Origin of the sequence: Alkalimonas delamerensis (assembly GCF_030717955.1) — a bacterium.
Taxonomy (GTDB): Bacteria; Pseudomonadota; Gammaproteobacteria; order Enterobacterales; family Alteromonadaceae; genus Alkalimonas; species Alkalimonas delamerensis.
The window spans coordinates 247620-273293 of the sequence record NZ_JAUZVY010000001.1 but is presented as its reverse complement, the minus strand read 5'-3'; the positions used below and the strand labels follow the sequence as shown (position 1 = coordinate 273293).

23 protein-coding genes are annotated in these 25674 nt (G+C 53.8%); 18 read left to right on the top strand and 5 right to left on the bottom strand.

The genetic code is table 11. The features are described 5' to 3' along the window. Positions 1-33 precede the first annotated feature (33 nt). The 4 genes from Q3O59_RS01260 to Q3O59_RS01245 are packed head-to-tail and all read left to right on the top strand — an operon-like array spanning position 34 to position 4270. Positions 34-696 (top strand): carboxypeptidase regulatory-like domain-containing protein, encoded by a 663-nt coding sequence (locus Q3O59_RS01260; protein WP_305943875.1) that lies wholly within the window; start codon positions 34-36, stop codon positions 694-696. A gap of 3 nt (positions 697-699) precedes the next feature. Beyond that, positions 700-3024: a putative bifunctional diguanylate cyclase/phosphodiesterase gene (locus Q3O59_RS01255; protein ID WP_305943874.1), complete on the top strand. Its 2325-nt coding sequence runs from the start codon at positions 700-702 to the stop codon at positions 3022-3024. After that, complete coding sequence (locus Q3O59_RS01250; protein WP_305943873.1) at positions 3021-3851, top strand: DUF3034 family protein; 831 nt, start codon at positions 3021-3023, stop codon at positions 3849-3851. Before Q3O59_RS01255 ends, Q3O59_RS01250 begins: the two co-directional genes overlap by 4 nt. After that, a complete protein-coding gene (locus tag Q3O59_RS01245; RefSeq protein WP_305943872.1) occupies positions 3851-4270 on the top strand; it encodes a group I truncated hemoglobin in 420 nt (139 codons plus the stop codon). The genes Q3O59_RS01250 and Q3O59_RS01245 overlap by 1 nt, the downstream gene beginning before the upstream one ends. Here the strand turns inward: Q3O59_RS01245 and Q3O59_RS01240 are convergent, their stop codons facing one another. After that, entirely contained in the window at positions 4271-4498 is a 228-nt protein-coding gene (locus tag Q3O59_RS01240; RefSeq protein ID WP_228589397.1) for a DUF2798 domain-containing protein, read from the bottom strand. A gap of 91 nt (positions 4499-4589) precedes the next feature. Here Q3O59_RS01240 and Q3O59_RS01235 point away from each other — a divergent pair, with 91 nt between their 5' ends. Beyond that, a complete protein-coding gene (locus Q3O59_RS01235; protein WP_305943871.1) occupies positions 4590-5573 on the top strand; it encodes a D-2-hydroxyacid dehydrogenase in 984 nt (327 codons plus the stop codon). Between the two features lie 39 nt (positions 5574-5612). Further along, a complete protein-coding gene (locus Q3O59_RS01230; protein ID WP_305943870.1) occupies positions 5613-7631 on the top strand; it encodes a tetratricopeptide repeat protein in 2019 nt (672 codons plus the stop codon). Here Q3O59_RS01230 and Q3O59_RS01225 read toward each other — a convergent pair. Continuing rightward, complete coding sequence (locus Q3O59_RS01225; protein WP_305943869.1) at positions 7596-8453, bottom strand: RluA family pseudouridine synthase; 858 nt, start codon at positions 8451-8453, stop codon at positions 7596-7598. The genes Q3O59_RS01230 and Q3O59_RS01225 overlap by 36 nt on opposite strands. 143 nt (positions 8454-8596) lie before the next feature. Here Q3O59_RS01225 and Q3O59_RS01220 point away from each other — a divergent pair, with 143 nt between their 5' ends. Beyond that, on the top strand, positions 8597-9241 hold the full coding sequence (locus tag Q3O59_RS01220) for a choice-of-anchor H family protein (protein ID WP_305943868.1): 645 nt from the start codon (positions 8597-8599) through the stop codon (positions 9239-9241). Then, a complete protein-coding gene (locus Q3O59_RS01215; RefSeq protein WP_305943867.1) occupies positions 9187-10170 on the top strand; it encodes a hypothetical protein in 984 nt (327 codons plus the stop codon). Before Q3O59_RS01220 ends, Q3O59_RS01215 begins: the two co-directional genes overlap by 55 nt. Here the strand turns inward: Q3O59_RS01215 and Q3O59_RS01210 are convergent. Beyond that, positions 10165-11550, bottom strand: a complete 1386-nt coding sequence (locus Q3O59_RS01210; protein WP_228589391.1) for a PhoH family protein — start codon at positions 11548-11550, stop codon at positions 10165-10167. The genes Q3O59_RS01215 and Q3O59_RS01210 overlap by 6 nt on opposite strands. 308 nt (positions 11551-11858) lie before the next feature. Between Q3O59_RS01210 and rapA the strand changes: the two genes are divergently transcribed. The 5 genes from rapA to Q3O59_RS01185 all read left to right on the top strand — a co-directional run bounded on the left by rapA (position 11859) and on the right by Q3O59_RS01185 (position 18027). Next, a complete protein-coding gene (rapA, locus tag Q3O59_RS01205) occupies positions 11859-14768 on the top strand; it encodes an RNA polymerase-associated protein RapA (protein ID WP_305943866.1) in 2910 nt (969 codons plus the stop codon). Positions 14769-14774: 6 nt separating this feature from the next. Then, positions 14775-15422 (top strand): RluA family pseudouridine synthase, encoded by a 648-nt coding sequence (locus Q3O59_RS01200; RefSeq protein WP_305943865.1) that lies wholly within the window; start codon positions 14775-14777, stop codon positions 15420-15422. Positions 15423-15636: 214 nt separating this feature from the next. Beyond that, a complete protein-coding gene (locus Q3O59_RS01195; RefSeq protein ID WP_305943864.1) occupies positions 15637-16707 on the top strand; it encodes an OmpA family protein in 1071 nt (356 codons plus the stop codon). A gap of 101 nt (positions 16708-16808) precedes the next feature. Then, positions 16809-17558, top strand: a complete 750-nt coding sequence (locus tag Q3O59_RS01190) for a DUF3530 family protein (protein WP_305943863.1) — start codon at positions 16809-16811, stop codon at positions 17556-17558. A 43-nt stretch (positions 17559-17601) separates the two neighbouring features. Beyond that, positions 17602-18027 (top strand): hypothetical protein, encoded by a 426-nt coding sequence (locus Q3O59_RS01185; protein WP_305943862.1) that lies wholly within the window; start codon positions 17602-17604, stop codon positions 18025-18027. Here Q3O59_RS01185 and Q3O59_RS01180 read toward each other — a convergent pair. Further along, positions 17988-18827, bottom strand: coding sequence for an ion transporter (locus Q3O59_RS01180; RefSeq protein ID WP_228589385.1), 840 nt, complete (start codon positions 18825-18827; stop codon positions 17988-17990). The genes Q3O59_RS01185 and Q3O59_RS01180 overlap by 40 nt on opposite strands. A gap of 34 nt (positions 18828-18861) precedes the next feature. Continuing rightward, positions 18862-19668 carry a co-chaperone DjlA gene (gene djlA / locus Q3O59_RS01175; RefSeq protein ID WP_305943861.1) on the bottom strand — a complete coding sequence of 269 codons (807 nt, stop codon included), beginning with the start codon at positions 19666-19668 and terminating at the stop codon, positions 18862-18864. Between the two features lie 219 nt (positions 19669-19887). On the opposite strand from djlA, the gene Q3O59_RS01170 reads away from it, so the two are divergent. The 5 genes from Q3O59_RS01170 to apaG are packed head-to-tail and all read left to right on the top strand — an operon-like array spanning position 19888 to position 25667. Further along, entirely contained in the window at positions 19888-22179 is a 2292-nt protein-coding gene (locus tag Q3O59_RS01170) for an LPS-assembly protein LptD (protein WP_305943860.1), read from the top strand. A gap of 11 nt (positions 22180-22190) precedes the next feature. Next, on the top strand, positions 22191-23474 hold the full coding sequence (gene surA, locus Q3O59_RS01165) for a peptidylprolyl isomerase SurA (protein WP_305943859.1): 1284 nt from the start codon (positions 22191-22193) through the stop codon (positions 23472-23474). A 3-nt stretch (positions 23475-23477) separates the two neighbouring features. Then, positions 23478-24491 (top strand): 4-hydroxythreonine-4-phosphate dehydrogenase PdxA, encoded by a 1014-nt coding sequence (pdxA, locus tag Q3O59_RS01160; RefSeq protein WP_305943858.1) that lies wholly within the window; start codon positions 23478-23480, stop codon positions 24489-24491. Next, a complete protein-coding gene (gene rsmA, locus Q3O59_RS01155; protein WP_305943857.1) occupies positions 24488-25306 on the top strand; it encodes a 16S rRNA (adenine(1518)-N(6)/adenine(1519)-N(6))-dimethyltransferase RsmA in 819 nt (272 codons plus the stop codon). Before pdxA ends, rsmA begins: the two co-directional genes overlap by 4 nt. Beyond that, complete coding sequence (apaG, locus tag Q3O59_RS01150) at positions 25293-25667, top strand: Co2+/Mg2+ efflux facilitator ApaG/CorD (protein ID WP_305943856.1); 375 nt, start codon at positions 25293-25295, stop codon at positions 25665-25667. Before rsmA ends, apaG begins: the two co-directional genes overlap by 14 nt. The last annotated feature ends 7 nt before the right edge of the window (positions 25668-25674 follow it).

Below are 25674 nucleotides of genomic sequence, written 5' to 3'. Positions count from 1 at the left end.
GTTCACCAGTTGCCCTGACTGCGAGGCTGCGCGATGACATTAAGCGGTACGCTTTTTATCGGTACTTTGTTGGTGAGCACTCTGATTGCTAGCATAGTGCAGAGTGCCGCCCATGCCAACCAATGGCAGCTACAACTCTTTGATCAAGATGGCAAACCTTTGGATGATGCGGTGGTTGAACTCACCGCACTGAACCCCGCCCAGGCTGTCGAACAAAGTGGCCCTTTGGAAGCTACCATCACACAACAGCAGCTCAATTTTGTTCCCTTTGTGTCGGCCATTCAAACCGGCACCCTGGTCGATTTCCCCAACCTGGATCGCACCCGCCATCATGTCTACTCTTTTTCCGCTGCCAAGGTTTTTGAGATCCAGCTTTACCATGACCGGCCGGAAGCGCCCATCCTGTTTGACCAGGCGGGTATTGTGGCCCTGGGCTGCAACATTCACGATTACATGGAAGCCTATTTGTTTATCAGCGATAGTCCCTGGCTGACGGTTACTGATAGCACCGGACAGGCCCGTTTTGATGCGTTGCCGGCAGGCCGCTACCAACTCAAACTCTGGCACCCCTTTCAGCAAGCAGAAAAGGCGCCAATTGAGATCAGCATTCCCGATGACGCTATCCCCCATCGCTTCCAGCTTCAGATTGAGCACAGACCCAAACAACCAACACCGCAACGCGGTTTTGGTGGTTAAGTCATGCTGATGCCAGGTTCACTGCGTCATCGCCTGCTGCTGGTGATCGTGGCTTTGCTGGCAGGCCTGGCATTGGCCACAGCACTGGCCAGCCTGACCGCAATGAAACAAGACAGCCGGCAACAGGCGCATGAAGTGTTGGCGGTTGCCGCCAATGTGTTTGAGCAATTGCTGGACGACCGGGCTCAGCAATTGGGTCAGTCGGTGCAAATCCTGGCAGCGGATTTTGGCTTTCGTCAGGCGGTGGCTACCTCGGAGTCCGCCACCATTCAATCGGTGCTGGAAAATCACGGCGCTCGCATTGATGCGCAGCTGGTGCTGCTAATGAGCCCTCAGGGTGAACTTTTATCAAGCAGCCGACTGGAACTCGACCAGGCACAATTAGCTCCCTTACTGCAAGACATCGACTGGCGCAGCAGCCAGTACAGCAGTCTGTTGATGCTATCGGAGCAGGCTTATCAGCTGGTGCTGGTACCTGTGCGGGCTCCAAATATCATTGCCTGGGTCGGCATGGGCTTTCAGCTCGATGCCGCATTAGCAACGCAACTGAAGGGCATTACCGGCCTGGAGATCAGCTTTGTGCTGGCCAACGATCGGTTGCAAGTCATCACCAGCACATTGCAAAACGAGCAGGCTCTGAGCATTTTCCCAACCTCGGATTTTCTGGCATCCGCCAGTCAGCAGCCGGTCCGCAGTGAGGATCAACGTTATCTGACACTTAGTCAGCCATTGGATGGGCAGGCATTGTGGGCCCTGCTGCATTTACCCAACAGTCGCTGGCTGCAAAACTATCAGCAAATGCGCAGTCAGCTGTTGGCTATCTTTGGCATCGCACTAACCGCATCTTTGCTGGTGGCATTTTGGCTAGGGCGCAGCATTACCGAACCACTGGCACAGCTAACCCGCTTTGCCAGACAGCTGGGGGAAGGCAAGGCCACCAGCGAGTTGCCTCGTGCCAAAGGCGAGGTCGGCGTGTTAAGCAAAACGCTCAGTACCATGCAGCAGCAACTGGCCGAGCGGCAACGCTTGCTGCTGGAGCAAGCCGAGCGCGACGCCCTGACCGGACTCTACAACAGGGCTAAGGCCGAACAATGGCTGGGGCAGTACGCCGGACAAAAATCCGGCGTACTGCTGCTGCTCAATATCCGTAATTTCCGGCATCTAAACGATGCCTTTGGTCTGGAAACCGGTGATCAGCTGCTGCACCGTCTGGCGGGACGTTTGCAACAACTCACCCCCACTCCCTTGTTTTGTGCCAGAGTGGGCGGCGATGAGTTTTTACTGTTGTACCCCGAGCTGCCGAAACCCTTAGCACCTTTGCTGCAATGGCTGCAAAAGCCCTTTGCCCTGCAACAAAGCAGCATCAGTTTGCAGCTGACGCTAGGTTACTATCCTTTTACCCACACCGATCCCGAATCGGCCAATGTCAGCACCCTGCTGCGCAGGGCGGACATAGCCAATGCCAATGCCAAACAGCAGCTCGATGGCATCGCGGCCTATCAGCAGGGGCAAGATGAACGCCACCTGCGCGATCTGACCATCATTCAGGATTTGCCCGGGGCCTTGGCTGCCAATGCACTGAGCGTGCATTACCAACCCAAGGTGCTGTTGGCCAATCAACGCTGTGAAGCGGCTGAAGCCCTGATCCGCTGGCAGCACCCCAGCCTGGGCTTTATTCCACCGGATGAGTTTATTCGGCTGGCAGAGCATGCTGGCCTGATTCAGGAAGTTACCGACTGGATGCTGCGACAGGTGATCCGTCAGGCGGCTGAATGGCATACCCAGCACCCCAGACTCCGGCTGGCAGTCAATTTATCGCCGGTAGATCTGATCGATGAGCAGCTGCCGGCCCGTATTGCAGAAGAATTAGAGCTGGCAAGCGTCAGCGCTGAAATGCTGGCGCTGGAGGTGACCGAAGGCGCTGTGATGCAAAATCCACAGCGCGTGATTCAGGTGTTGCAGCAGCTGGCCGCTTTAGGCATTGAGTTGGCGATTGATGATTTTGGCACTGGCCACTCATCCCTGGCCTACTTAAAACAACTGCCGGTGCATGAAGTCAAAATCGATCGAGCTTTTATCAAAGAGATTGAGCACAATACTCAGGATGAGCTGATCGTGCAGGCTACGGCGCAGCTGGCAAAAGGTCTTGGCTTTAAAGTCACGGCCGAAGGGCTGGAGAACGAAGCCGGCTTGCTTAAATTAACCCAGCTTGGCTGCGATACCGTGCAAGGCTACTATTATTCCAGGCCTTTACCAGCCAGTGACTTTGCCAGCTGGCTGCAACAGTTTCATAGCCAACATCAAGTTGAGTCCAGGGAGCGTCCATGATAAGAACATCCTTAGTGCTTCTGTGCTGTTTACTCACCCTGCCAGCACTCGCCAGCAGCCGGGTGCTGGCTACCGGCGGCGCGACCAGCATTGAAGGCAGTGCCGGCGGAGGCATTGTGCCCTGGGCGGTCATCAATGGCTACGGCAGCGATGATGAGTGGTCGATTCAGGCCTTTGGTACCCGGGTAGCGGTCGATGATTTTACCTTGCATGCAGCCGGCCTTGGTTACAGTTGGGACAATCGCTGGGAGCTGTCCTACGCCCGCCAGCAGTTTAAGCTCGACACCATAGGTGGTCAGCTGCGCCAGGATATCCTCGGCATCAAATACCGTGTTACTGGCCAGCTGCTTTACACCGCCCTGCCGCAAATCAGCTTAGGCCTGCAGTACAAACGTCATCTGGATTTCGACTTACCCGCTCTGGTCGGGGCCCGCTCCCGCAGCGGTGTCGACCTGTACCTGGCAGCCAGTAAAGTCTGGCTGGATGCCATTGCAGGGCGCAATCTGCTGCTCAACGGAACCGTGCGTGCCACCCAGGCCAATCAAACCGGGCTGCTGGGTTTTGGCAATGAGCACAGCAACCGGCATCGGTTGATGTTTGAAGGCTCGGCGGCTTTGTTGCTGACCCACCAACTGGCAGTCGGAGTGGAGTTTCGGCAAAAGCCCAATCGACTGGCGTTTGCCGATGAGCAGCACTGGCGCGATATTTTTGTTGCCTGGTTTGTCAACCGAAAGCTGTCAGTCACCGCGGCCTATGCCGACTTGGGCGATATCGCAGGCCTGCCATCGCAACAAGGTTGGTATCTCTCTGTAGAAGGAAGCTGGTAATGAAAACACGACTCCTTGTTGCATGCGCCCTGCTGCTCGCTCTGGGCTGCAGCCAGACCCCAAGCCAAAGCCTGTACCAACAACTGGGTGAAGAAGCCGGCATCGCTGCCATCACCGATGGTCTCTTGCATCAGATTGAGCATGATCCCTTGATTGTCGGCCATTTTCGCGACACCGACATTCCTCGCTTTCGCCGGCTCTTGATCGAGCAGCTCTGCGAGTTATCGGGCGGCCCCTGCCAGTACAGCGGTGCCACCATGGAAGAAAGCCACACCGGCCTGCATCTGACCACCCGCGACTTTGATCGCCTGGTCAATCATTTGATCACCGCCATGCAGCAACAAAAGGTGCCCTACGGCGCGCAAAATCGGTTGCTGGCGATGCTGGCGCCGATGTACCCGGAGGTCATCGACCGCTGATCAGCCAGTTTTAATCAGGCGGGCTGTTATTTTTCGGCTTAGGGGTGCGAAAATAAGCACCAATGGGAAAGCGCAGGCATGGGCAACCAGATAGGCTTTTAGCCAGGTAAGGACAAAACCACTGAACCAGCCCAGATTCAGCAGCGTGAGAATGCCGGACATTAAAAAAGCCATAAAACCCGACATAATAAATGCAAAAATAAGGGCCTGAAACTTTGCTGGAAACATCGAATCTTCCGGATAAAAAAAAAGATACTATACCGCAGGTCCGCTCGAACACAAGCCATGCCAGGCTTGTCAGCCAACTCAGGAGCCTGAAGTGATCCCTAACGCCGCTTTTCTTGATGCCGGTTCCACCGGTGATGCCGATTTAACCCCATTGCATCGTTTACCCATGGCGTTATCGCTGTATCCAAGCACAGCGCCCGATCAGGTGGTAAGTCGTCTGCAGCAGCACCAGATTGCCATCGTCAATAAAGTGGTGCTGGATGCCGCCATCATCCGGCAGCTGCCACAGTTGCGCTACATCGCCGTCACTGCCACCGGCACCAACAATGTCGATCTGATAGCCGCGAGCCATGCCGGCATCACAGTGCAAAATGTCAGCGACTACGCGACCGCCGCCGTTGCCCAGCATGTGTTTGCCCTGCTGCTGCACCTGACCAATCAATGTGCCGCCTATCAGCAGGCAGTGCAGCAGGGCAAGTGGAGCCAGAGTCCGCACTTTTGTCTGCTGGAGCATCCGATTCAGGAGCTTGCCGGCCAAACCATGACCATCGTCGGCTACGGGGTCCTGGGGCAGGCCACCGCAAAACTGGCTCAGGCGTTTGGCATGACGGTCTGTGTTGCCGAGCGGCCCGGAGCAACCCTCTGCCGTCCCGGACGCACACCCTTTCGTGATGCATTGACCCAGGCCGATGTGCTGTCATTGCACTGCCCACTGACCTCCGACAACCAGCAGCTGATAGGTGCAGAACAGCTTAGCTGGCTTAAGCCCAGCGCAATTTTAATCAATACCGCCCGCGGTGGCCTGGTGGATAGCACCGCCTTGCTGAAGGCATTGCAACAGCAACAGCTGCAGGCGGCCGCTTTGGACGTGTTGGAACTAGAACCGCCCCCGGCAGAGCATCCTTTACTGCAAAGACCTCATCCACGTCTGCTGCTGACCCCGCATGTGGCCTGGGCCAGTCGAGCAGCCCGTAATCGGCTGATAGCCACGGTCGCCAGGCAGTTAACGCACTGGCTACAACAGCGAAGCGAAAGCAACGGGCCAACAACAAGCTGTACAGCCCGGCCAAAGTGACGCACAATACCGCTATCCAATGATTCAGTTTCACGAACTATGCGCTTTGTTTCATTCCTGCTGTTCACTCTGTTCGCTCAGGCCTCCTCTGCTTTGGCTGATGAGCCGGAGTTTCGCTCCGATCTGATTCGGCAAAACCCGGAACATTTTTTGGAGCAAGCCCTGGCTAGTCCGGCAGAAGGCTCCAGCAGTTACTGGCTTGAGCTTGCTTTTGCGCATCTTCGTCTGAGCCAAAGAGAGCCGGCACTAAACAGCATTGAGCGCGCCATTGGACTGGCTAGTTTACTGGGCGATCACCCCTTGCATCAGGCCAGGCTTTATCATACCAAAGCTGAAATCTATGGCCGGCTTTACCGCAATACCGATTTGGGGATCGAGGCATTGCTTCAAGCCGTGCAATGGCTGGAACCTTTACAGCATGACCAAGCCCGCTTGCTGAAAACCGAAGTGTACGAAAGTCTGGCCCAGGCTTACCTGCAACAAAGTAACTACCAGGCGGCCATTCATTATGCGGAAAAAAGCCTGCAACAAGCGAACAACCCAGGCCAGCAGTTGAATTCACACTTCTTATTGGGTCGCTTGTTGCTGCAATTAAACCGCGTTGCCGAGGCTTTTGCCCATTTCAACCAAAGCCTGCAACTGGCAACCGAACTGGAAGCTGAGCATGCTTTTCCGCTGATTCAATTGCGCTATGGCATGGGTTACCAGCGTTTGGGATTACCAGACCAGGCGCTGGCGGCCTTTCATCAGGCCCGGCAAGGCTTTCTGCAGCACAGTATGGAGCGGCCTTACATCAACAGCCTGCTGCGCATTGCTGCCGTCGAACTGGAGCAAAGTCAACCCGATCCGGAACTCGAGTCCTCCTTACTGGAAGCCCTGCAGCGCAGCCGGCAACTCAACGACAACTACCTGATATCGAAAAGTAAACTGCATCTGGCTACCTGGGCACAGCAACAGCAGCAATTAGAGCGCTCCGAACAGCTGTTGCGTCAGGCCCTGGTGCTCACCACCCAAATGGGCAATCGAGAGCTGACACATCGCACCCAACTGTCCTTGGCTGACCTGATGCGGACTCAAGACAACATTGAGCAAGCACAACAGCAACTGCAACTGATGCAGATGGATGCAACGGACACCAATCAGGCGATGCACATTCGCTACCGGTACAGCGAACTGGCCGCTGAGTTAGCAGCCCAAAGCCAGAATTGGCAGCAGGCATACCACTACAGCCAGCTTGCCCGCGCCTTGCGCTTTGAAGAGCTGCAGGAGCAGTATCGACTGCGGTTGGATTACTTTCAGCCTTCATCACCCGAGGGACCTACTCAGCCACAACAGACAGCTAACTACTGGCTAGTCTGGCTCTTAGCCAGCATCAGCCTGCTGTTAGCAATCACAGTCTTGTGGAGTCGACGACAGGTCAAAGCATTGCAACGCCAACGTTCGCCGGCGCAGCTGGTGTACTCCCAGCAATGGGGCCAGTTCTCGGACAAGCTTACCGCACATCAACGTCAGAAATTACCGCTGCACCTGATGGCCATCACCGTACGTGGCTGCCAAGATTACAAACAACGCCACGGTGAACTTCAGCTGCGTCAGGCCTTGGTCAGTCTATTGCAGTACATGAAGATGCCCGAAGTCATACAACTTACCATTCACAGCGATGTACTCTGGCTGGGTTTGCAATGCTCCGAAGCCCAAGCTGCTGAAGTGGAACAAGCCATTTTGCTGCATCTGCTGCAGCAACGAAAACAATTGCAACCGGCACCATTGTTGCAGAGCCTGCTACTGCCGCTGCATCCCTTGCTGGGTGATAACTTTGCCGCTTCGCACCTGCAGGCATTGCGGGAAGCGGTGTGGCTGAGCTGGTACTTGGCAGAGCAGCTTTGTCACCGTGACAAGCATTTGCACCTGCAACTCAAAGTTCAGGAGAGCAGCCCTTGCGAGTGGTTAACAGAAAACCCCCGCCAGGATTTACTCAACGCTCTGCAGCTGGGCAGTATTGAGCTTTGGCAGCAGGATCGGTTACTCAACCCCGCCATTACCGAGCTGCTGGATTAATTGCAAGTGGTTTGGCAGCGCAAAAGAGCGGCGCTGTCTGCTCTGTGGGCATTGCCACTCCAGCGCTACCGCCTGCAATGCCAGAGTCTCTGCCATAGAAGCTTTGTTGCCATAGCGTGGGTCGCCCATCACCGGGTGTCCCAACCCGGCAAAATGTCGTCGTATTTGGTGCTTGCGCCCCGTCAGTAATTGCACTTGCAACCAGCTTTGCTCTGGTTGCTGCAGCGATGACAGCAAAGAAAACCGGGTGATGCAGCTCTTGCCATCCAAAGACGATGTTATCTCGCCCCTTTGCAGCACCTCATCAGCCAGAGTTCCCTGCACCGCCACATGGTAGGTTTTCCCCAGAGTACTTTGTTGAAATTGCTGACTTAAAGCCGCTGCCGCTTTCGACTGATGGGCCAGCAGTACCAAGCCACTGGCCTCTCTGTCGAGCCGGTGCACCAGAAAAACCGGCCGCTTGGTTGCGAGCTCAGCCTGGCGCAGCAAAGACAAATGATCGCCCCACAAGCTACCCTGCGACAGCACGCCGGCCGGCTTCCACCACAGCGAGTAAGCACCGAAGTCTTGCAGCAATGCACTGGCAGCCACTTGCCGTTGCAAAATAGCTGCATCGTAGTGCAGCGACAGCTGTTGCCCCGGCAGCAGTAAGGTTTGCGCGCGGCGTAGTCGCTTCTGCTTTTTCCCTTGTTGCAACCAGACACAGCCCTTCACCATGGCGTCTTTCAGACGGCTTTTTGATAATTCCGGTACCTGCTCTGACAAAAAACGAATGGCTTCGATTTCTTCGGTCACAGGCCAACTGCGGCTTAGCTTCGTCACTTCAAGGCTTCCAATTCAGCAGGGATTCATGCCCTTCCACTATACCTTGTATTGTATACCCAAGTGACTTCAAGATGCAGGCTTCAGCGGGATCATCTTGAGGTCACTTGGGTATATAGCAAGCAGAAAAGGAAGGACTAGCGATGAAGTATCTATTCAGTATTTTGCTGCTGATGGCCGCAATGGAGCTGGATGCTCAAGCAGCCAGCAGCACCACCCTGGAGCATCGTGGCTCGGATGCGCCTGACAGTCAGATGCAAGACGGTACCTTGGTGACAGCTCAGAGCCACAGCACCGATGTTTGGTTTCACCGCATTGAGTTGGAGTTAAGTGGGGATCACAACAACAATGGCTTTTACCATCAGTTGTACCTGAAGTTTGATGCCGACACCAACCGCTCACGTCAGGCCGTCTGGGCTGAGTTCAGCCTGCAGCGCCCCGGACAAGCAGAACAGATCTTTCATGTCAGTTCTATTTTTACCCTGCACCGGCAAAGCCGGCAGGACTGGTTTGCCATTGAAACGGTGCTGGAAGACAACTACCCGACCGATTACTACGATCTGACCATCCGCTTATTCGACGCGAACGACGGCTGGTTGCTGGCAGAGATTTCCGCCTGGGATGAACCCATCCTGGCCGATTTACCGCTGGAAGACTATCGACGGGATCAGCAAGTCATTGCTGTGGTTGAAAGCTATGGTGGCAGTTTTGGTATTCTGTCGCTGAGCGGGCTATGCTTAGTCCTTTACCGCTTACGACAACGCCGATGCCAGCTCAGCACCACCTGACCGTCATTCTGTTACTTGTCGGCTGCCTGACTGCCTGGTCAGTGGCAGCTAACAACCTTCAGCTTCAGCGCAGCTCAGTTGATAATGAACTGCGCTTTCACTACCACTGGCAACAACAAGGGCAGCCGGTGGAGTTTTCATTTCAACTGCCCAAGCAGAGCATGCAACAGCACCTTCGCACCTATCGACGATACTCCCCTGCGCTGGCCAACACCTACATGCGTCAAGCATTGCAACGAGCGCTAGCGCAACAGACAACATCCGGCTTTGAAATCCGACTTCCCAGCAGTGGATTTCCGCTGCCTGTAACCGTCGAAGGCACCGATACCAGTGAAGCCCGTGCGTTGCAGCATGCTTTAACCCAACAGATGCTGGAAGCCCGGCAAAGGTACCTGAGCAGTATCTATCATACCGAGCAGCGCCTGCAGCCGGGACGTCAGGTGATCATGGTCGATCATCCACGAATCGTGCAGGAAAGCTTGCAGGACTTGCTGCCGGTAGCCAGCGCCTTGCAGCAAAAGTTTCCCTACACCACCAGTCGCGAGCTGAGTCAGTTCTTACTTGATTGGCTGCAGCGCATTCCTTATCAGCGACAGGATGATCGCAGTCAGAGCAGCGGCAGTGGTTATTTACCGCCGCTGCAGGTCATTCAACAGCACCGGGGCGACTGCGACAGCAAGGTGGTTTTAATGGCAGCCTTGTTGCGTTTGCTGCTGCCGGATCTAGAGCTGGCCATTGTCTATTTGCCCGAGCATGCGGTGTTGGCAATTGCAATGTCGGCAACCCCTGAAGACCAACAGGTACAGTTGCAGGGCAGACGTTTTGTGTTGGCCGACCCGACCGGGCCGGCTTTTTTGTCTGTCGGTCAGGTTGCAGCACGTTATCAGCTGTATCTGCAACCTGGCACCGTCAATTACCGTTTGCTATAGGTTTTCCTCGGCAAACGAAGCCAAGCGGCTGCGCACCACACCATTAAGGTTGATGGTGGCACTGCCCGGAAAGTTTTTAAAGCGCTCCACAATGTAGGTGAGCCCCGACGTCACCGCGGTCAGGTAGTTGCTGTCTATCTGGCTCAGGTTGCCCGAACAAATCAGTTTGGTGCCCTCACCGCAGCGGGTAATGATGGTTTTGAGCTGGGCAGCACTTAAGTTCTGACACTCATCCAAAATCACAATGGCATTTTGAATGCTGCGGCCCCGCATAAAATTGACCGACTTAAACTGGATATTGGCTTTATCCATAATGTAGCCAACACTGGCATGCGGGTGTTCATCCGTCTTGTGCAAGACTTCCAACGAGTCGGTAATAGCAGCCAGCCAGGGGGCCATTTTCTCTTCTTCCGTGCCCGGCAAAAACCCGATGGACTCGGCTATCTCCGGGGTGTTGCGCGTGACGATCACTTTGTCGTAAATCCCCTTTTCAATCACCAGCTCCAAGGCTGCCGCCAAGGCAATCAAGGTCTTGCCACAGCCGGCCGGCCCGGTCAGAATCACCAGATCCATCTCCGGGTCCAACAAGGCTTCAAGCGCCATCGCCTGATAAATATTTTTCGGCGTAATGCCCCAGGCATGTCGGTGCATCATCCGCTCATACCCCAGATCCCGCACCCGGATCTGCTGCTCATCCAGTGCCACTACCTGACCGGCAAAAGAAGCCGCATCATCAATTAAAAATTCATTGATGTAGGCATCGGGCAGCAACTTGCGCTCCAGCAAATGCAGAATATGGCGATCCTTTTGCTCGGTCTGGCATTCTTTGACCTGAGACCAGAATTCGCCGGGGAAACGGTAATAGCCTTTGTACAAAAAGCGCACATCGTCAATCAGCTGGTCGGTACGATAGTCTTCCACCAGCTTCAAGCCTGCACCTTTGGCTTTAAGACGCATGTTGATGTCTTTGGTGACTAAAATCACTTTTTGTGGGCTGCGTTCGCGCTGCAAGTAGAGCGCGGTATTGATGATCAGATGGTCATTTTCACCGCCGGGCAAGCCTGGCAGCTCATCTTTTAAATGATGATCGTTGATGATGGTCAGGTGACCCGCGACTTTTTGCTCACCATGGGCAGGCAAAGCAACCCCATGCAGCATTTGCTCCGGGCTGGCATCGCGCAGCACATCTTCCAAGGCGCGAATGGCGACCCGCGCATCGCGACTGACATCTTTGTTGCGGTCTTTGATGTGGTCTAACTCTTCGAGCACCGTCATCGGTATCACGACGTCATGCTCCTGAAAGTTTAAAAATGCGAAGGGTTCATGCAGCAGGATATTGGTGTCGAGCACGTAGATTTTCTTACTTCGCTTTCTCGCCATGGAGCTCTCCTTAACAAGGCACAGTGCAGCACAGTGGTCACTCAGTGTTGATACCAAAAGCTGATTTTAGTTTCAGCATTCTGTTGTAAGCATAGTGGATGATAACGGCCAGCAGGATCATTTAGCGTTCAACCGAACAAAAAAACAGCAACACACCCATGACAAGCTTATACCTAAGTAACTCGCATCTTGAAGTTACTTAGGTATAAGTCAGTTGGATGACCAATGGATGACAGCCGATGAAATCAGGATGCAGAAAAAGCCGTTTCGCTGTACCATAACGCCCCTTTGGTTCGATGGGATATGGCATGTCGTTTGGGTTAGGTCAGCGCTGGATAAGCGAGAGTGAATCGGATTTAGGCTTGGGCACCATCATCGCGCTGGATGCGCGCTCGGTGACGGTGTTGTTCCCAGCCAGTGGCGAACAGCGTTGCTACGCCAGACAGCAGGCGCCCTTGTCCCGCATTCGCTTTGTAGCCGGAGACAAGATCCGCAGCGCCGAAGGCTTTGAGCTGGATGTGACCGAGGTCGAGGAAGTCGGCGAGACTTTGCTGTATCACGGCAAGCGCCTGGATACTGGCCAACACACCTCGGTCCGGGAGATTCTGCTCGATCATTTCCTCAGTTTCAGTCAACCTCAGGACAGGTTGTACGCTGGTCAGATAGATCGACTGGAAGCCTTCAGCTTGCGCTACCAAAGCCAGTTGCAACTGCATCAGCTGCAGCAAAATCCTTTGCGGGGCCTGAGCGGTGCCCGCGTTAGCTTGATTCCTCACCAGCTCTACATCGCTGAGGAAGTTGCCAAACGCCATGCTCCCCGTGTGATGCTGGCGGATGAAGTCGGGCTGGGCAAAACCATCGAAGCCGGGTTGATTTTGCACCAGCAATTGATCAGTGGCCGAGCTAAGCGCGCCTTGATCCTGGTACCGGAATCACTGCAGCACCAGTGGCTGGTTGAAATGCTACGACGCTTTAACCTTTCGGTGGCCATCTTTGATCAGGAGCGCTGCGAGCAAAGCGCGCAGGATCAAAGCAACCCCTTTGAAACTGAGCAACTGGTGTTGTGCAGTCTGGAGTTTCTGGCGCAATCACCCCAGTGGCAGCAGCAGGCCGCAACCGCCAGTTGGGACCTGCTGGTGGTGGATGAAGCACACCACCTGACCTGGGATGAAACTGCACCAAGCCTGGCCTACCAATGCGTGGCGGACCTTGCTCAGCAGATCCCGGGGGTTCTGCTGCTGACCGCCACACCAGACCAGCTTGGCCATCGCAGCCATTTCGCACGTCTGCAATTGCTGGATAGCGATCGCTTTTACGACTACGACAGCTTTGTCCAGCAAGAACAACAATTTCAGCACATTGCCAGCCTCACCGAGCACCTGCTGCAAGCAAAACCATTGAGCAAGGCCATTGCAACTGAACTAAAAACCCTGCTGCATGAGCCGAATCTGCACAAGATACTGGCACAGTTGCAACAAACAGAATTGGATGCCACCGAGCGACAAAAGTTACAACAACAAATCATCCAGCCGTTGCTCGACCGCCATGGCACCGGCCGGTTGTTATTTCGTAACAGCCGCCGCACCATTGCTGGTTTTCCCAAACGAATTCCACACTTTATCGAGTTGGAGCTGCCTGAGCCCTATCGTCAGAGTGCGGCCCTGTGGCAAGCAGAGGCAAGTGCCGACGCTTCTTTGCAGGCCCTGCTCACCCCAGAGCGCCTCTACAGCCAGCAAAGTGCTGAGCCGGGCTGGCAGCAGTTCGACCCCAGGGTCGATGCCTTAATCCAACTGCTCAAACAGCATAAAACCGAGAAGTTTTTGTTGATTTGCAGCCACGCCAGCACGGCTGCTGAACTGGAAAAAGTGCTGATGCAACGTGAAGGCATTCGTGCCGCCGTGTTCCATGAAGGCATGAGCATTCTGGAGCGGGACAAAGCCGCCGCCTATTTTGCCCAGCAGGATTACAGTGCTCAGGTGTTGTTGTGCTCAGAGATTGGCAGTGAAGGACGGAACTTTCAATTCGCCCACCATTTGGTGTTGTTCGATCTGCCATTAAACCCGGATTTGCTGGAGCAGCGCATCGGACGGCTCGACCGGATTGGGCAGCAGCAGGATATTCAGCTGCACATACTGTACTTCCGCCATGCAGCGCAGCATTACCAGGTGCAGTGGTACCATCAGGTACTTAATGCCTTTGCCCACACCTGCCAAACCGGAGCGACGGTTTTCCAACAAACGGCGTCGATGTTCTGGTCTTTGTTGCATCAAAACCAATGGTCTGATGACGGCCTTGTGCAGTGGCTAGCGGCCAGCCATCAGTTGCAGCAGCAACTGGAGCAACAACTGGAGCAAGGACGCGACCAACTGCTGGAGCTCAACTCAGCCGGAGGACAGCGTGCCATCGCCTTGCAGCAACAATTAGCAGAGCTCGATGCACAGCCCGAGCTGGCGCACTTTATGGAGCAAAGTTGGGACCAGCTGGGCGTGCAACAAGAAAACCGCTCCGACACTTGTCTGGTACTTAAACCGACGGAACAGCTGGAAGGCAGTTACTTGCCAGGTTTAACCGAGGACGGTGTCAGCGTCACCTTTGACCGCGCCACCGCCCTGGCGCAGGAAGATATCCAGTTTTTAAGCTGGGATCACCCCTTGGTGTTAAGCACACTGGATTACCTGACCGAACAACAGCGCGGCAACAACGCGGTAGCGCTGCTGCACAACCGGGCCTTGCCTGCCGGCAGCTGGTTTTTAGAGCTGATTTATCTGGTCGAGGCCAGTGCGCCAGCCCAGCTGCAATTGGGACGCTACTTGCCGGTAACACCGATTCGGTTGCTGATGGATCCGCAAGGGCGAGATCTGGCCAGTGCAGTGTCTTTTCAGCAACTGGAAAAACAACTCTCGCCACTGCCAAAAGCTGCAGCCACCAAGGTCGTCAAGGCATTGCGTACGCAGCTTGATCACAGCATCGCGCAAGCGGAGCAGTTGGCACAACAACAGCTGCCAGCCCTGCAACAGCAGGCCACACAGCAGATGCAGCAAGCCTTAGGGGAAGAAGCACGTCGATTGCAGCAATTGCGCGAGGTAAATCCCTCCGTGCGGCAGGAGGAAATTAACCACCTGTTGCAACAACAACAAGAGCTGGCCAGCTACATTGCAAAAGCCCGCCTGAAGCCTGATGCCATTCGTCTGGTGGTGGTGTCGCATGACAAACAGTAAAGTGCCATGCTGATCGACTACCGCCCACCACAATCGCCCTGGCTGGAAATCCTGCATCAGGACGAGGACATTCTGGTGCTGAACAAGCCCAGCGGCTTGCTGTCAGTACCAGGCAAAGCACCAGAGCATCAGGACAGCCTGAGCCTGCGGGTCCAGCGTGTATTCCCGACTGCACGAGTCGTGCATCGTCTGGATATGGCGACCTCGGGCTTGCTGGTGATGGCATTGCATCTGGAAAGTCAGCGCCATTTGAATCGGCAATTTGCTGAACGGCAAGTCACCAAGCGCTATCTTGCCTGGGTAGAAGGTAAGCTGGCCGTGCAGCAAGGCAGCATTGAAGTTCCTCTCATTTGTGACTGGCCCAAGCGCCCCCAACAAAAAGTCTGCTTTACCAGCGGCAAACAGGCCTGCACGCACTTTAAACTTTTGCAGCAAACTGAAAGCAGCAGCAAAGTAGGGCTCTACCCCGTGACCGGACGCTCGCATCAACTTCGAGTCCACATGCAGTGGTTGGGGCATCCGATTCTTGGCGACAAATTTTACGGGAGAGGACAAAAAAGTGCAGATCGTCTCATGCTGCATGCTGAGCACATCGCATTCAGTCACCCGGGCTCTGGACTCAAAGTCAGCTTTGAGCAAGCTGCCGGATTCTAGGCCCCCTGTTTAGCGACTTTACTTTTAGCCCCGAATGGACAAAAATAGCCTCATTTTGTTAACCTAGCGTTCAGCTTGCAGCTTTATGATATGGGTAAAGCTGTGCTCATGTTGTTTTTTAGGGTTTTATGGCCATTTATCGTGGTTTTGGTTTGTTAAATAAGCAATTTCCCTATAAAATTGGCCTGTTGGACTTCACCTCAAGGAGAAATGGATGAAACGTAAAATTTGTTCTTTGGCTGTGGCTTTAGCCTTGCCAATGATGGCAGGTACCGCGCATGCCTCTGCCCCTTCAGCAGCTGAGTTAAAAGAGCGTGCTTTTGGCTCTGTGTTTGCTGAATACTATTTACCAGCTCGCAAAAAAACCACCAGTGCTGAGTGGAATTACCTGGATGATGGTGCTGGCTTAGGCATTGAGCTTGGCTATCGCATTGATGAGAATTGGGCCATTCGTGGTGAACTGGCTCGTCAACGCCTGAAAAACAAACTGACCGGTGACCGTATCTCTGGCAACCGCTTTGGTGTTGATGCCATGTACCACCTGGATAACAGCAATCTGTACCTGGTTGGTGGTGTTAAACACTTTGATACTTTCAACAGCATTGCTGCCAACGTTGGTGTGGGCTACCGCTTCTTCGTCAATGAAAGTGTTGCCCTGTTTGCAGAAGCCAATCGTTACCAAGGTCTGAACAAGCGGAATTGGGCCGATGCTGGCATCAAAGCAGGTGTTAGCTATGTATTTGGTGCATCTTCAGCACCAGCTCCTACACCAGCGCCGGCTCCAGCACCTACCCAACCTGCAGTGGTTGACTCCGATGGCGATGGTGTACCAGATCACCTGGACCAGTGCCCGAACACCCCACGTGGCCACAAAGTAGACGAGCGCGGTTGCACCGTCTATCAAGAAGTTGAGCAACGTGTAGGCAGCGCCGAAATTCGCGTATTGTTTGGCTTTGACTCTGCCGAGGTTTCTCGTGAGCAGCGCGCTGACGTCGCTCGTCTGGCTGACTACCTGAAGCGCTACCCAACTGCGACTGTTGAAATCGAAGGCCATGCTTCACGCATTGGTGCTGCCGATTACAACCAGCGCCTGTCTGAGCGTCGTGCTCGTGCCGTTGCTGACCTGCTGGTCAACACTCACGGCATTGATCGTTCACGCATCAGCACCGTCGGTTATGGCTTTACCCGTCCACGGATGGAAGGCACCAGCCGCGAAGCGCATCGTGCCAACCAGCGCATTGAAGCTCTGGTCACTGCACGCATCAAAGAGCCAGTGATGCGTTAATTGCCTGACGGCTTAGAAAAACCGCTGCTTGCCAGCGGTTTTTTTTTACTTTTTTGGCGACCGGCCGATACTAAAGAATAATGCGGTAACCGGAGCGTCTGATGCCTTTGAATCTCTACAAAGTTTTGCTGCTGGTATTCAGCCTGTCAGCCATGCCCTGTTCTGCCAACGACTGGCTATCACAAGACTTACAGCGATTCTTACCTGAGTGGGAGCAACAAGTCCTCACCCAGGGACAACAGTCCTTGCTGGTGGCGCACCGTCAGGCCATGACACCTTATCAACAAGGCACTTTGTTGCTGATTCCAGACCCAACTCAACACCCGGCCTCCCCCAGACACATTAATTTTCTACGCCAGCACATGAACCAACATGGCTGGAAAACCTTAGCCATCCTCTCAAATCATTGGCAGCAGCAAAGCAGCGAGATGGCAAAGCAGCAACTCGAGCAGGATCTGATGCTGGTATTAACGGAGCCCGAGTGGCAAAGTGGTCACCTGGTGGTCCTTGCGCAAGGTCGAAGTGGCAGCTTGGTCAGTCAGTTGGACTGGTCCAGGCAACCTCGCCAACCAGATGCGATGGTCTTGCTAAGCAGTTATGAATCGGAGCCGACACAGAATCGTGCACTGGCCAAGCGCATTGCACAACTGTCGATGCCGGTGCTTGATCTGGCGCATCATCAGGACCACCAACACATCGCCGCAACCTTTGAGCTTCGCCAGCAGTGGAGCCGGCAGCAAGCGAACTTATTGTACCGACAACGCATGTTAACGGGCAAACCAGAGCTGGAAACCACCCAGCAACTGTTGTATAAAGAGCTTTATGGCTGGCTGACCTATCTCGGACTATAATAAATAGCTGGCTTCGTCCTAAGCGCTTATCTGGTATTTTGCTATGAACACTACAACTCGAATTTTATTCTCTGTGGCAGGTTTTGGCTTGCTGCAAGCCTGCTCATCCCCCCCACCTGTCGTTTTTGAAGAGCCCGTCGCTGTCATTGAGGAGCCGGTCAGTTATGTCGGCACCGTAATGACACTGATGGAGCAAGCGCATATCTGTCATGATGAAGCAGAAACACGACGCCTGGCTGCCAGCAGCCAACTGCGTGCCATGGCACGCTATCTGGCAGAGTTACTGCCAACTGACCAATGCAGCATCCACAACGTCAGCAGCAACGTCACCGTACTTGAAGAAGGACCTGGCTACCATAAAGTGACACTGGACAATAGCGAAGTGTACACCTTTGACAACTACTTACTTCCTGGGACAGCAACGGCTGCTCAACCCTCACCAGCCTTACCGGCAGTGTCCTGCTGCTGAGTCAGCCTCTGGTTTAGCTGCGTTACTTGCTGCTGCAACATCGCCAGTTGCTGCAGCAGCTCCGTATGATGATCTTCTTGTTGCTGGTGATCTTCTTTGCGGGTTTCATTGGTCATAATTTCCAGAATCACCCCGACCATCATGTTCAGGAAAATAAAGGTCGTCAAAAATATAAACACCAGGTAGTAGATCCAGCTCAGTGGATACACAGCCATGGTGTCGTACATCACATCGGTCCAATCTTCGAAGGTGGCAACCCGAAACAGCGTCAGCATCGAAATAGCAATATCACCCCACAAAAACTCATCAATGTCTGCGAAGAAAATAGAACCGATAGCTGCAAAAATATAGAAAATAATAAACATTAACAGCGCGATGTAGCCCATTTTAGGAATGGCTTTAAGTAAGGCATTGATAAGAAAACGTAACTCCGGCACGATGGACACCAAACGCAGTACCCGCAGTACCCGCAGTAAGCGCCCAATCACCACCATCTCGCTGTCTGGCAGTGGCACAAGACTTGCCAGAACAATCAAGGTATCAAACAGGTTCCAGCCATTATGGAAAAAACGTGCCTTTTGCTCGGCAGATAAAAATCGAATGCTAATTTCTATCAGAAAAAACAGCGTAATTGCGACATCCAACAGACCGATACTTTGTTCAAGCCATGCCGGTAGACGATAGGTTTTAGCCCCCACAGCCAGGGCTGCAATCACGATGACCGCGATTACAAACCCCTGAAAAGCCCGGCTTTGTTCAATTTCTTTCAGCCGCTGCGACCAGGTTGCATCCATCTGCATGATTTGACCTCTTGTACTGGATATCTAGTGGGGATTAGCGTGCTCGTTGCTCTTTAATCAACGTGTAAGCAGCCTGAATGTCTTGAGTTTTCTGCTTGGCCAGTTCCAGCATTTCTGCTGGCAAGCCCTGTGCAGCCAGTTTATCCGGGTGATGCTGAGCCATCAGCCGCTTGTAAGCTTTTTTCAATGAGGCTTCTGTGCAACCGGCAGTCACGCCCAGCAGTGCATAAGCATCCGCCAATCGATGGGGCTGCGGCTGCATCCGCCCTTGCTGCCGGCGGTGGCTAAAGCGTGCTTCTGCTTCATAGCGCCCCAAAATCTGTTCAAACTCCAACGCCGAAAAATCCAGCATTTCAGCCATTTGACCTAAGATTGTGCGCTGCACAGGGGTGACCTGACCATCCACCAGGGCAATGCCCAATTGGATCTCCAGAAACAACAACAGCACATCAGGTCGGTTCCGATAGGCACCCTTTAATTCCTGCAACTGCTCACGCCAGGGAAACTGGCTGGCTTTCCCTTCACGAAAAGCACCCTGAGCTTCTTTTTGCTGCGCCGCACTTAGCCCAAGCTGCTCCATAAAATGCTGCGCCTGTCGGATATGAGCTGGCGTGACTACACCGGTGGACTTCGCCAAGTGCCCCATCACCGCAAAGGTACTGAACATAAAAACACCTTGCGCTTCTCCCTGCGCGCGGAAAAAGCGCTGAAAGCCGCCCCTATGCTCAAATTGCCGACTTAACGCACGATCAAACCAATGCCCCAACAGTAAACCAATGACAAGACCAGGCAAGCGCAAAATAGCCATGCCGAACAGCGCACCTAAGATTTTTCCCCACATCCACGGACTCCTTCAGCTTCCCGAGCTTCAGCCCTTCCCACTTTAGTGGAGCAAGTTCAGGTTTAAATGCTGCATTATACCAAGACTTGTCTCAGGTAACAGCCTCAAGCTCAACGCTTGCAAGGCGTTGCTATAAATCAGCATGGCAGCTTGCCGGGAATTGCTTTATCATAGGCAAGTGCGCTTTCTTTGTTTAACAACCCAAGGTGTAACTCACAGATGACGTTTTGGTTGACCCCTGTGGCACTCATCAGCCTGATGGTCTTTTTTTGTATTCAGCACCCAGGTTTTGCCACCGAGTCAGCTGGCATCGAAAGCCCGGCAGAAAGCATTGACCACTGTTACCCTCCGTTGGTCCAACCTGAAGTCTGGACTCATTTAACCCGGGTCAACAATCAGGTTCAAATAGAATCCGATGATGTCAAACTTTCTAACAACCAACTGGCCAGCTTCGATGGTGCTGTGCAAGTAAGTTATCGGGATACCCTACTGCAAGCCCCAAGAGCCAGTTTTAACCAGGGGACGCAGCAAATTCTGGCTGAAGGGGGCATCGACTACTTCAGCGCTATGCTGGCAGTGCGTAGTCAACAGTTTCAGGCAGATCTTGCCAACAACCAGGTTCAGCTCACCGAGGCCGATTACCAGCTGGTTAGTCAGGCTGGTCGTGGTGCCGCCAGCGTATTAACCGCCAGTGAGCAACACATTCAATTGTCACGGGCCAGCTTTACCGCTTGTCCGGACGGGGATAACAGTTGGGCCTTGCATGCCAATCGCATTGACTTGCATGCCAATGATGGCTGGGGCAGCGCCTGGCATACTGTATTTCGAGTCAAAGATGTCCCGGTTCTCTATTTGCCTTATATCTCCTTTCCAGTCACCGAGGAGCGCCGCTCCGGCTTACTGCTCCCGAAGGTGGGTAGCTCCCAACGGCTGGGGGTGGATCTCGAGCTGCCCTACTATCTGAACCTGGCACCCAACTATGATATGACGTTGACACCTCGCTTAATGACCAATCGGGGAGCCCAGCTTAAAACCGAGTTTCGCTACCTGACCGAAGCGCATCAGGGGTTGCTGCACCTGGAGTACATGCCTAAAGATCAGGATAGGCCCGAGCTAAACCATCGCTACTTCGGCCACTATCAGCAACTCAGTGACTTTAATCCGCGCTGGCGGGCAACGATCGATGTCACCGAGCTCAGCGACGATGCCTATCTGACCGATCTCGGATCGGACTTTGTCAATCCAACCGACACCCAACTCCTGCAACAAGCCAACCTGACGTACTTTGGCGATCAGCTGCAAGCCAGACTGCAGTTGCAAGGCTTCTCAGTACTGGGTGATTACGACAAAGCCTACATGGCTGTGCCGCAACTCGACCTTCGGGCTGCACAACCTGGCCAGTGGTCGCTGCTCGAGTTCGACTGGCAGGCGAGCTATGCGCACTTCCAGAATAATGCTGCTTTGATAGACTCCGCCCACCGGTTGCATCTGGAACCTGAATTGCGCCTGCCTTTAATCACACCAGGCGCTGAATTGGTGGCAGAAACCAGTTTGATGCATACCCGCTATCAACAGAACAGTCAGCAGCCATTGCCTGATCATCAGCGACGAGTGCAACGGACCCTGCCCAAATTTCGTCTCCGTGCCCAGCTCAATTTTGAGCGGCCTCTCCGTTCAGGCTTATCTGAGGGCATCCAAACGTTTGAGCCTCAGGTGCAGTACTTGTTTGTTCCCTATCGTGATCAAAGTGCCATCGGTTTGTTCGACACCACCCGTTTGCAAGACGACTACTTCGGCCTGTTCCGACAAAACCGTTTCTCAGGTCTGGACCGGATCAATGAAGCCAATCAAGTGACCTTAGGTGCCACCAGCCGAATCTTCGATGCAACCGATCGCGAGCAATTTCGCTTCAGCTTGGGACAAATCATTTTTCTGCGCCCGCCCACTGAGCAAACGGATCCACACCAGCAGAACCTGGCAGGTGTAGAGTCGATGCTAGCTGCTGAAGCGATGTGGCAATGGCATCATCGTTGGTTCGTTAGTGGAGGCGTGCAGTACGACAGCGATAACCGCGACTTGATCAAAAGCAATGCTACCCTCGATTACCGTGGCAGCGACAAAAAACTCTTCCAGTTGAACCATCGATACAGTCAGGCAGTCTCAGACTACGAAATCAGTCAGCTTGGTTTGCTGGGTACCATGCCGGTTGCCGATGACTGGCAGTTGGTTGCAAGTTATTATTACGACTTAAAACGCAGCCAGACTCTGGACGTGAATCTTGGGCTACAATTCGAATCCTGCTGCTGGGCAGTCCGGCTCGTGGCCAGACGACAAATTGTGGCTGAGCTAGGAAGAACGGAGACGGATTTGGTCGCACCGAGCCGTTTTGATCACGGTCTGTCGTTGCAATTTGTCTTAAAAGGCTTTGGCGATAATGCTGGTTTTGCCGTGTCAGACATGTTATCTAATGGCATCTTCAGCTATCGCCGTCCATATTTATTGAATAATTAGTGTAGGGGTTTATGAGATTATTGTCCTGTATTTTACTTGCCGGTTGCCTGCTGTGCTGGCAACAGGCAGCTGCAAATGAACGTGAAATTGATCGCATTGCGGCCGTTGTTGACACTGGCGTAGTGCTGGAATCTGAAGTCCGGGAAATAGTGGACCGCGTCAAGCGCAATGCAGCAGCACAAGGACAGGGCTTGCCCTCTGACCAGGTATTACGGGTGCAGGCGTTAGAGCGGCTGATTCAAACAAGTCTGCAAATGCAAATGGCCAACCGGATGGGACTGCAGATCAGCGATGCCCAGTTGGATCAGACCATTCAGCGCATCGCCAGCAGTGAAAACATGACGCTGGATCAGTTTCGGCTGCAAGTCGAACAGGAGGAAGGCAGCTACCAACAGTTCCGTGAACGTTTGCGCGAAGAAATTACCACCAATGAAGTCATGCGAAATGCCGTCCAGCGTCGTATCTACATCAGCCCGCAAGAAGTCGAAAGTCTGCTACGGGTGATGCAGGAGCAAGGTGCCAGCTCAGAGCAATACAACGTCGGCCATATTTTGATTGGCCTGCCTAGCCAGGCCAGCACGGAAGATATTGAGCGTGCCCGCAACCAGGCCGATCGTGTGTTGCAGCTGTTGCGAGATGGCGCCGACTTCCGTCAACAAGCCATTACCTCGTCATCTGGCAGCCAGGCTCTGGAAGGGGGCGATATGGGCTGGATGAACATCAATGAAATGCCAACACTTTTCGCAGAAGCCATTCGTGGTAAACGGCGTGGAGATTTGATTGGTCCATTACGTTCTGGTGCAGGCTTTCATATCCTGACCATCTTCGATATCCGTGGCGAAAATGTCGCAGAGTTGTTGGAAGTCAAGTCGCGTCATGTGCTGATCCGTCCTTCCATTATTTTGAGTGAAGAACGGGCACGGGACCGCCTGGCCCGCTTTGTCAATGACTTCCGAAATGGTGAAGCCGACTTTGCTGAGTTTGCCCGGGAGCACTCCGAAGATCCAGGATCGCGCAATGCTGGCGGAGAGCTGGGGTGGGCGGAGCCAGAGATGTATGTGCCTGAGTTCCGTGACACCCTGCTTAGCCTTGAACTCAACGAAATCAGTGAGCCTTTTCGGACCGAGCATGGCTGGCACGTGGTGCAACTGCTGGAGCGCCGCACTGTCGATGCCACTGCAGACCGGCAACGCGAGCAAATCTACCGGATGATTTTTAACCGTCGTTTTAATGAAGAATCCGCCAACTTCCTGCGGGAGCTGCGTGATGAAGCCTACATCGAGGTGATGGACTAAGTCATGACACACCGTTTGGGGGTTACCCCCGGAGAGCCTGCCGGCATTGGGCCTGATTTAGTGCTGCAACTTGCACAGCGCGATTGGCCGGTCGAGCTGGTGGTCTGTGCTGATGGCGACATGCTGCAGCAGCGTGCCAAGCTGCTCGGCCTTCCTTTGTCGCTGCGACCCTATCAACCAGAGGCACCGGCTCAACCTCAAGCAGCAGGGACTTTAACTCTGGCTCCCTTTGCAACAGCAGCACCTGTCATACCGGGAGAGTTAAACGAAGCCAATGGACCTTATGTGGTGGATACCCTGCGCTTTGCTGGCGACCAAACCATTCAAGGGACTTTCGCTGCCATTGTTACTGGTCCTGTGCACAAAGGCATTATCAACCAGGCGGGCATCCCCTTTAGCGGCCATACCGAGTTTTTTGCCCACCAATGCAACAGCAGTCATGTGGTGATGATGCTGGCGACGGAAGGTTTGCGGGTAGCGCTGGCCACCACCCACATTCCATTAGCTTATGTCGCCAAAGCCATCACACCCGAGCGACTGCAAGTGGTACTGCAAGTCTTGCATCAGGATCTGCAGCAGAAATTTGGTATTGCCAAGCCCCGTATTTATGTCTGTGGCCTGAACCCGCACGCCGGCGAAAATGGCCACCTAGGACGCGAAGAAATTGATATTATTATTCCCACGCTGGACCAGCTCAGACAACACGGCATGGATTTGGTTGGGCCTCTACCGGCCGATACGTTGTTTCAACCCAAATACTTAAACGATGCCGATGCCGTCCTGGCCATGTACCATGATCAGGGCTTGCCCGTGCTGAAACACATGGGTTTTGGCAAATCTGTCAATATCAGCCTGGGACTGCCGTTAATCCGTACCTCCGTCGATCATGGCACGGCTCTGGATCTGGCGGGCAGTGGCAAAGCCGATCCCGGTAGCCTGTTGCACGCCGTCGAGCAGGCCATTCAACTTATCCAGCGTGCTACCAACCCTACTGCCGGAGTAAACACAAGCAGATGAATCAAGTGGAACACAAAGCCAGAAAACGCTTTGGCCAGAATTTTTTGCACGACCCAGTCGTGATTGAACGCATCGTCAAAGCCATCCGGCCAAAAGTAGGTGAGACTCTGATAGAGATTGGCCCTGGCTTGGGTGCCATTACCGAGCCAGTAGCAGAGCTGACGGATCGCTTAACCGTGATCGAGCTTGACCGGGATCTGGCTGCCCGGCTGGAACAACACCCGACACTGGCAGATAAACTCCATATTATCCAAACCGATGCAATGAAGTTTGACTTTGCCACTTTGGCCAAACCTGGTCAAAAACTGAAAATCTTTGGCAATTTGCCCTACAATATTTCAACGCCTTTGCTGTTTCATCTGTTTCGTTATTGTCCGCTGATCGAAAACATGCACTTTATGTTGCAAAAAGAAGTGGTACAGCGCATGACCGCAGCCCCAGGCAGCAAAGCCTTTGGCCGCTTGAGCGTGATGACACAATACTACTGCGACGCTCTGCCGGTGGTCGAGGTCGGTCCCGGTGCTTTTAAGCCTGCCCCAAAGGTCGATTCAGCAGTGGTACGCTTGCTGCCCAAAGTAAGGGCAGAAGCTGATCAGGTGCCGGTACAGCTGTTGAACCAGGTATGCCTTGAAGCCTTCAATCAGCGTCGCAAAACACTGCGTAACTGCCTGAGTAATCTGGCCAGTGCCGAGCAAATTGCCGCTCTTGGCCTGGATCCCAGCCAGCGCCCGGAGCAACTGTCGGTAGATGACTTTATCGGTATTGCACGCTGGCTAGCAAGCCAACAGGATAATCAACCCCATGAGCCTAGCTGAAATCACCGTCCATGCGGATACCTTTTACATTGCTGCCCAGTCTGTACCGGAGCAGCACAAATATGTGTTCGCTTACAGCATTCAGATTGATAATCGGAGCGGCCAGAGTGTCCAGCTGCTCCGTCGCCACTGGCTGATCACCGATGCCAATGGCAAGCAAGTTGAAGTCGATGGTGAAGGGGTGGTGGGCGAGCAACCCAAGCTGGCACCGGGTGAAAGTTACAGCTATACCAGTGGCGCCGTGCTGGAGACCCCTGTCGGTACCATGCAAGGCCACTATGTGATGCTGGACGAGCAGCAACAGGAGTTTCTGGTCGAAATCCCACTGTTCCGTCTGGCCCAACCCAATATTCTGCATTAGTCCTAAA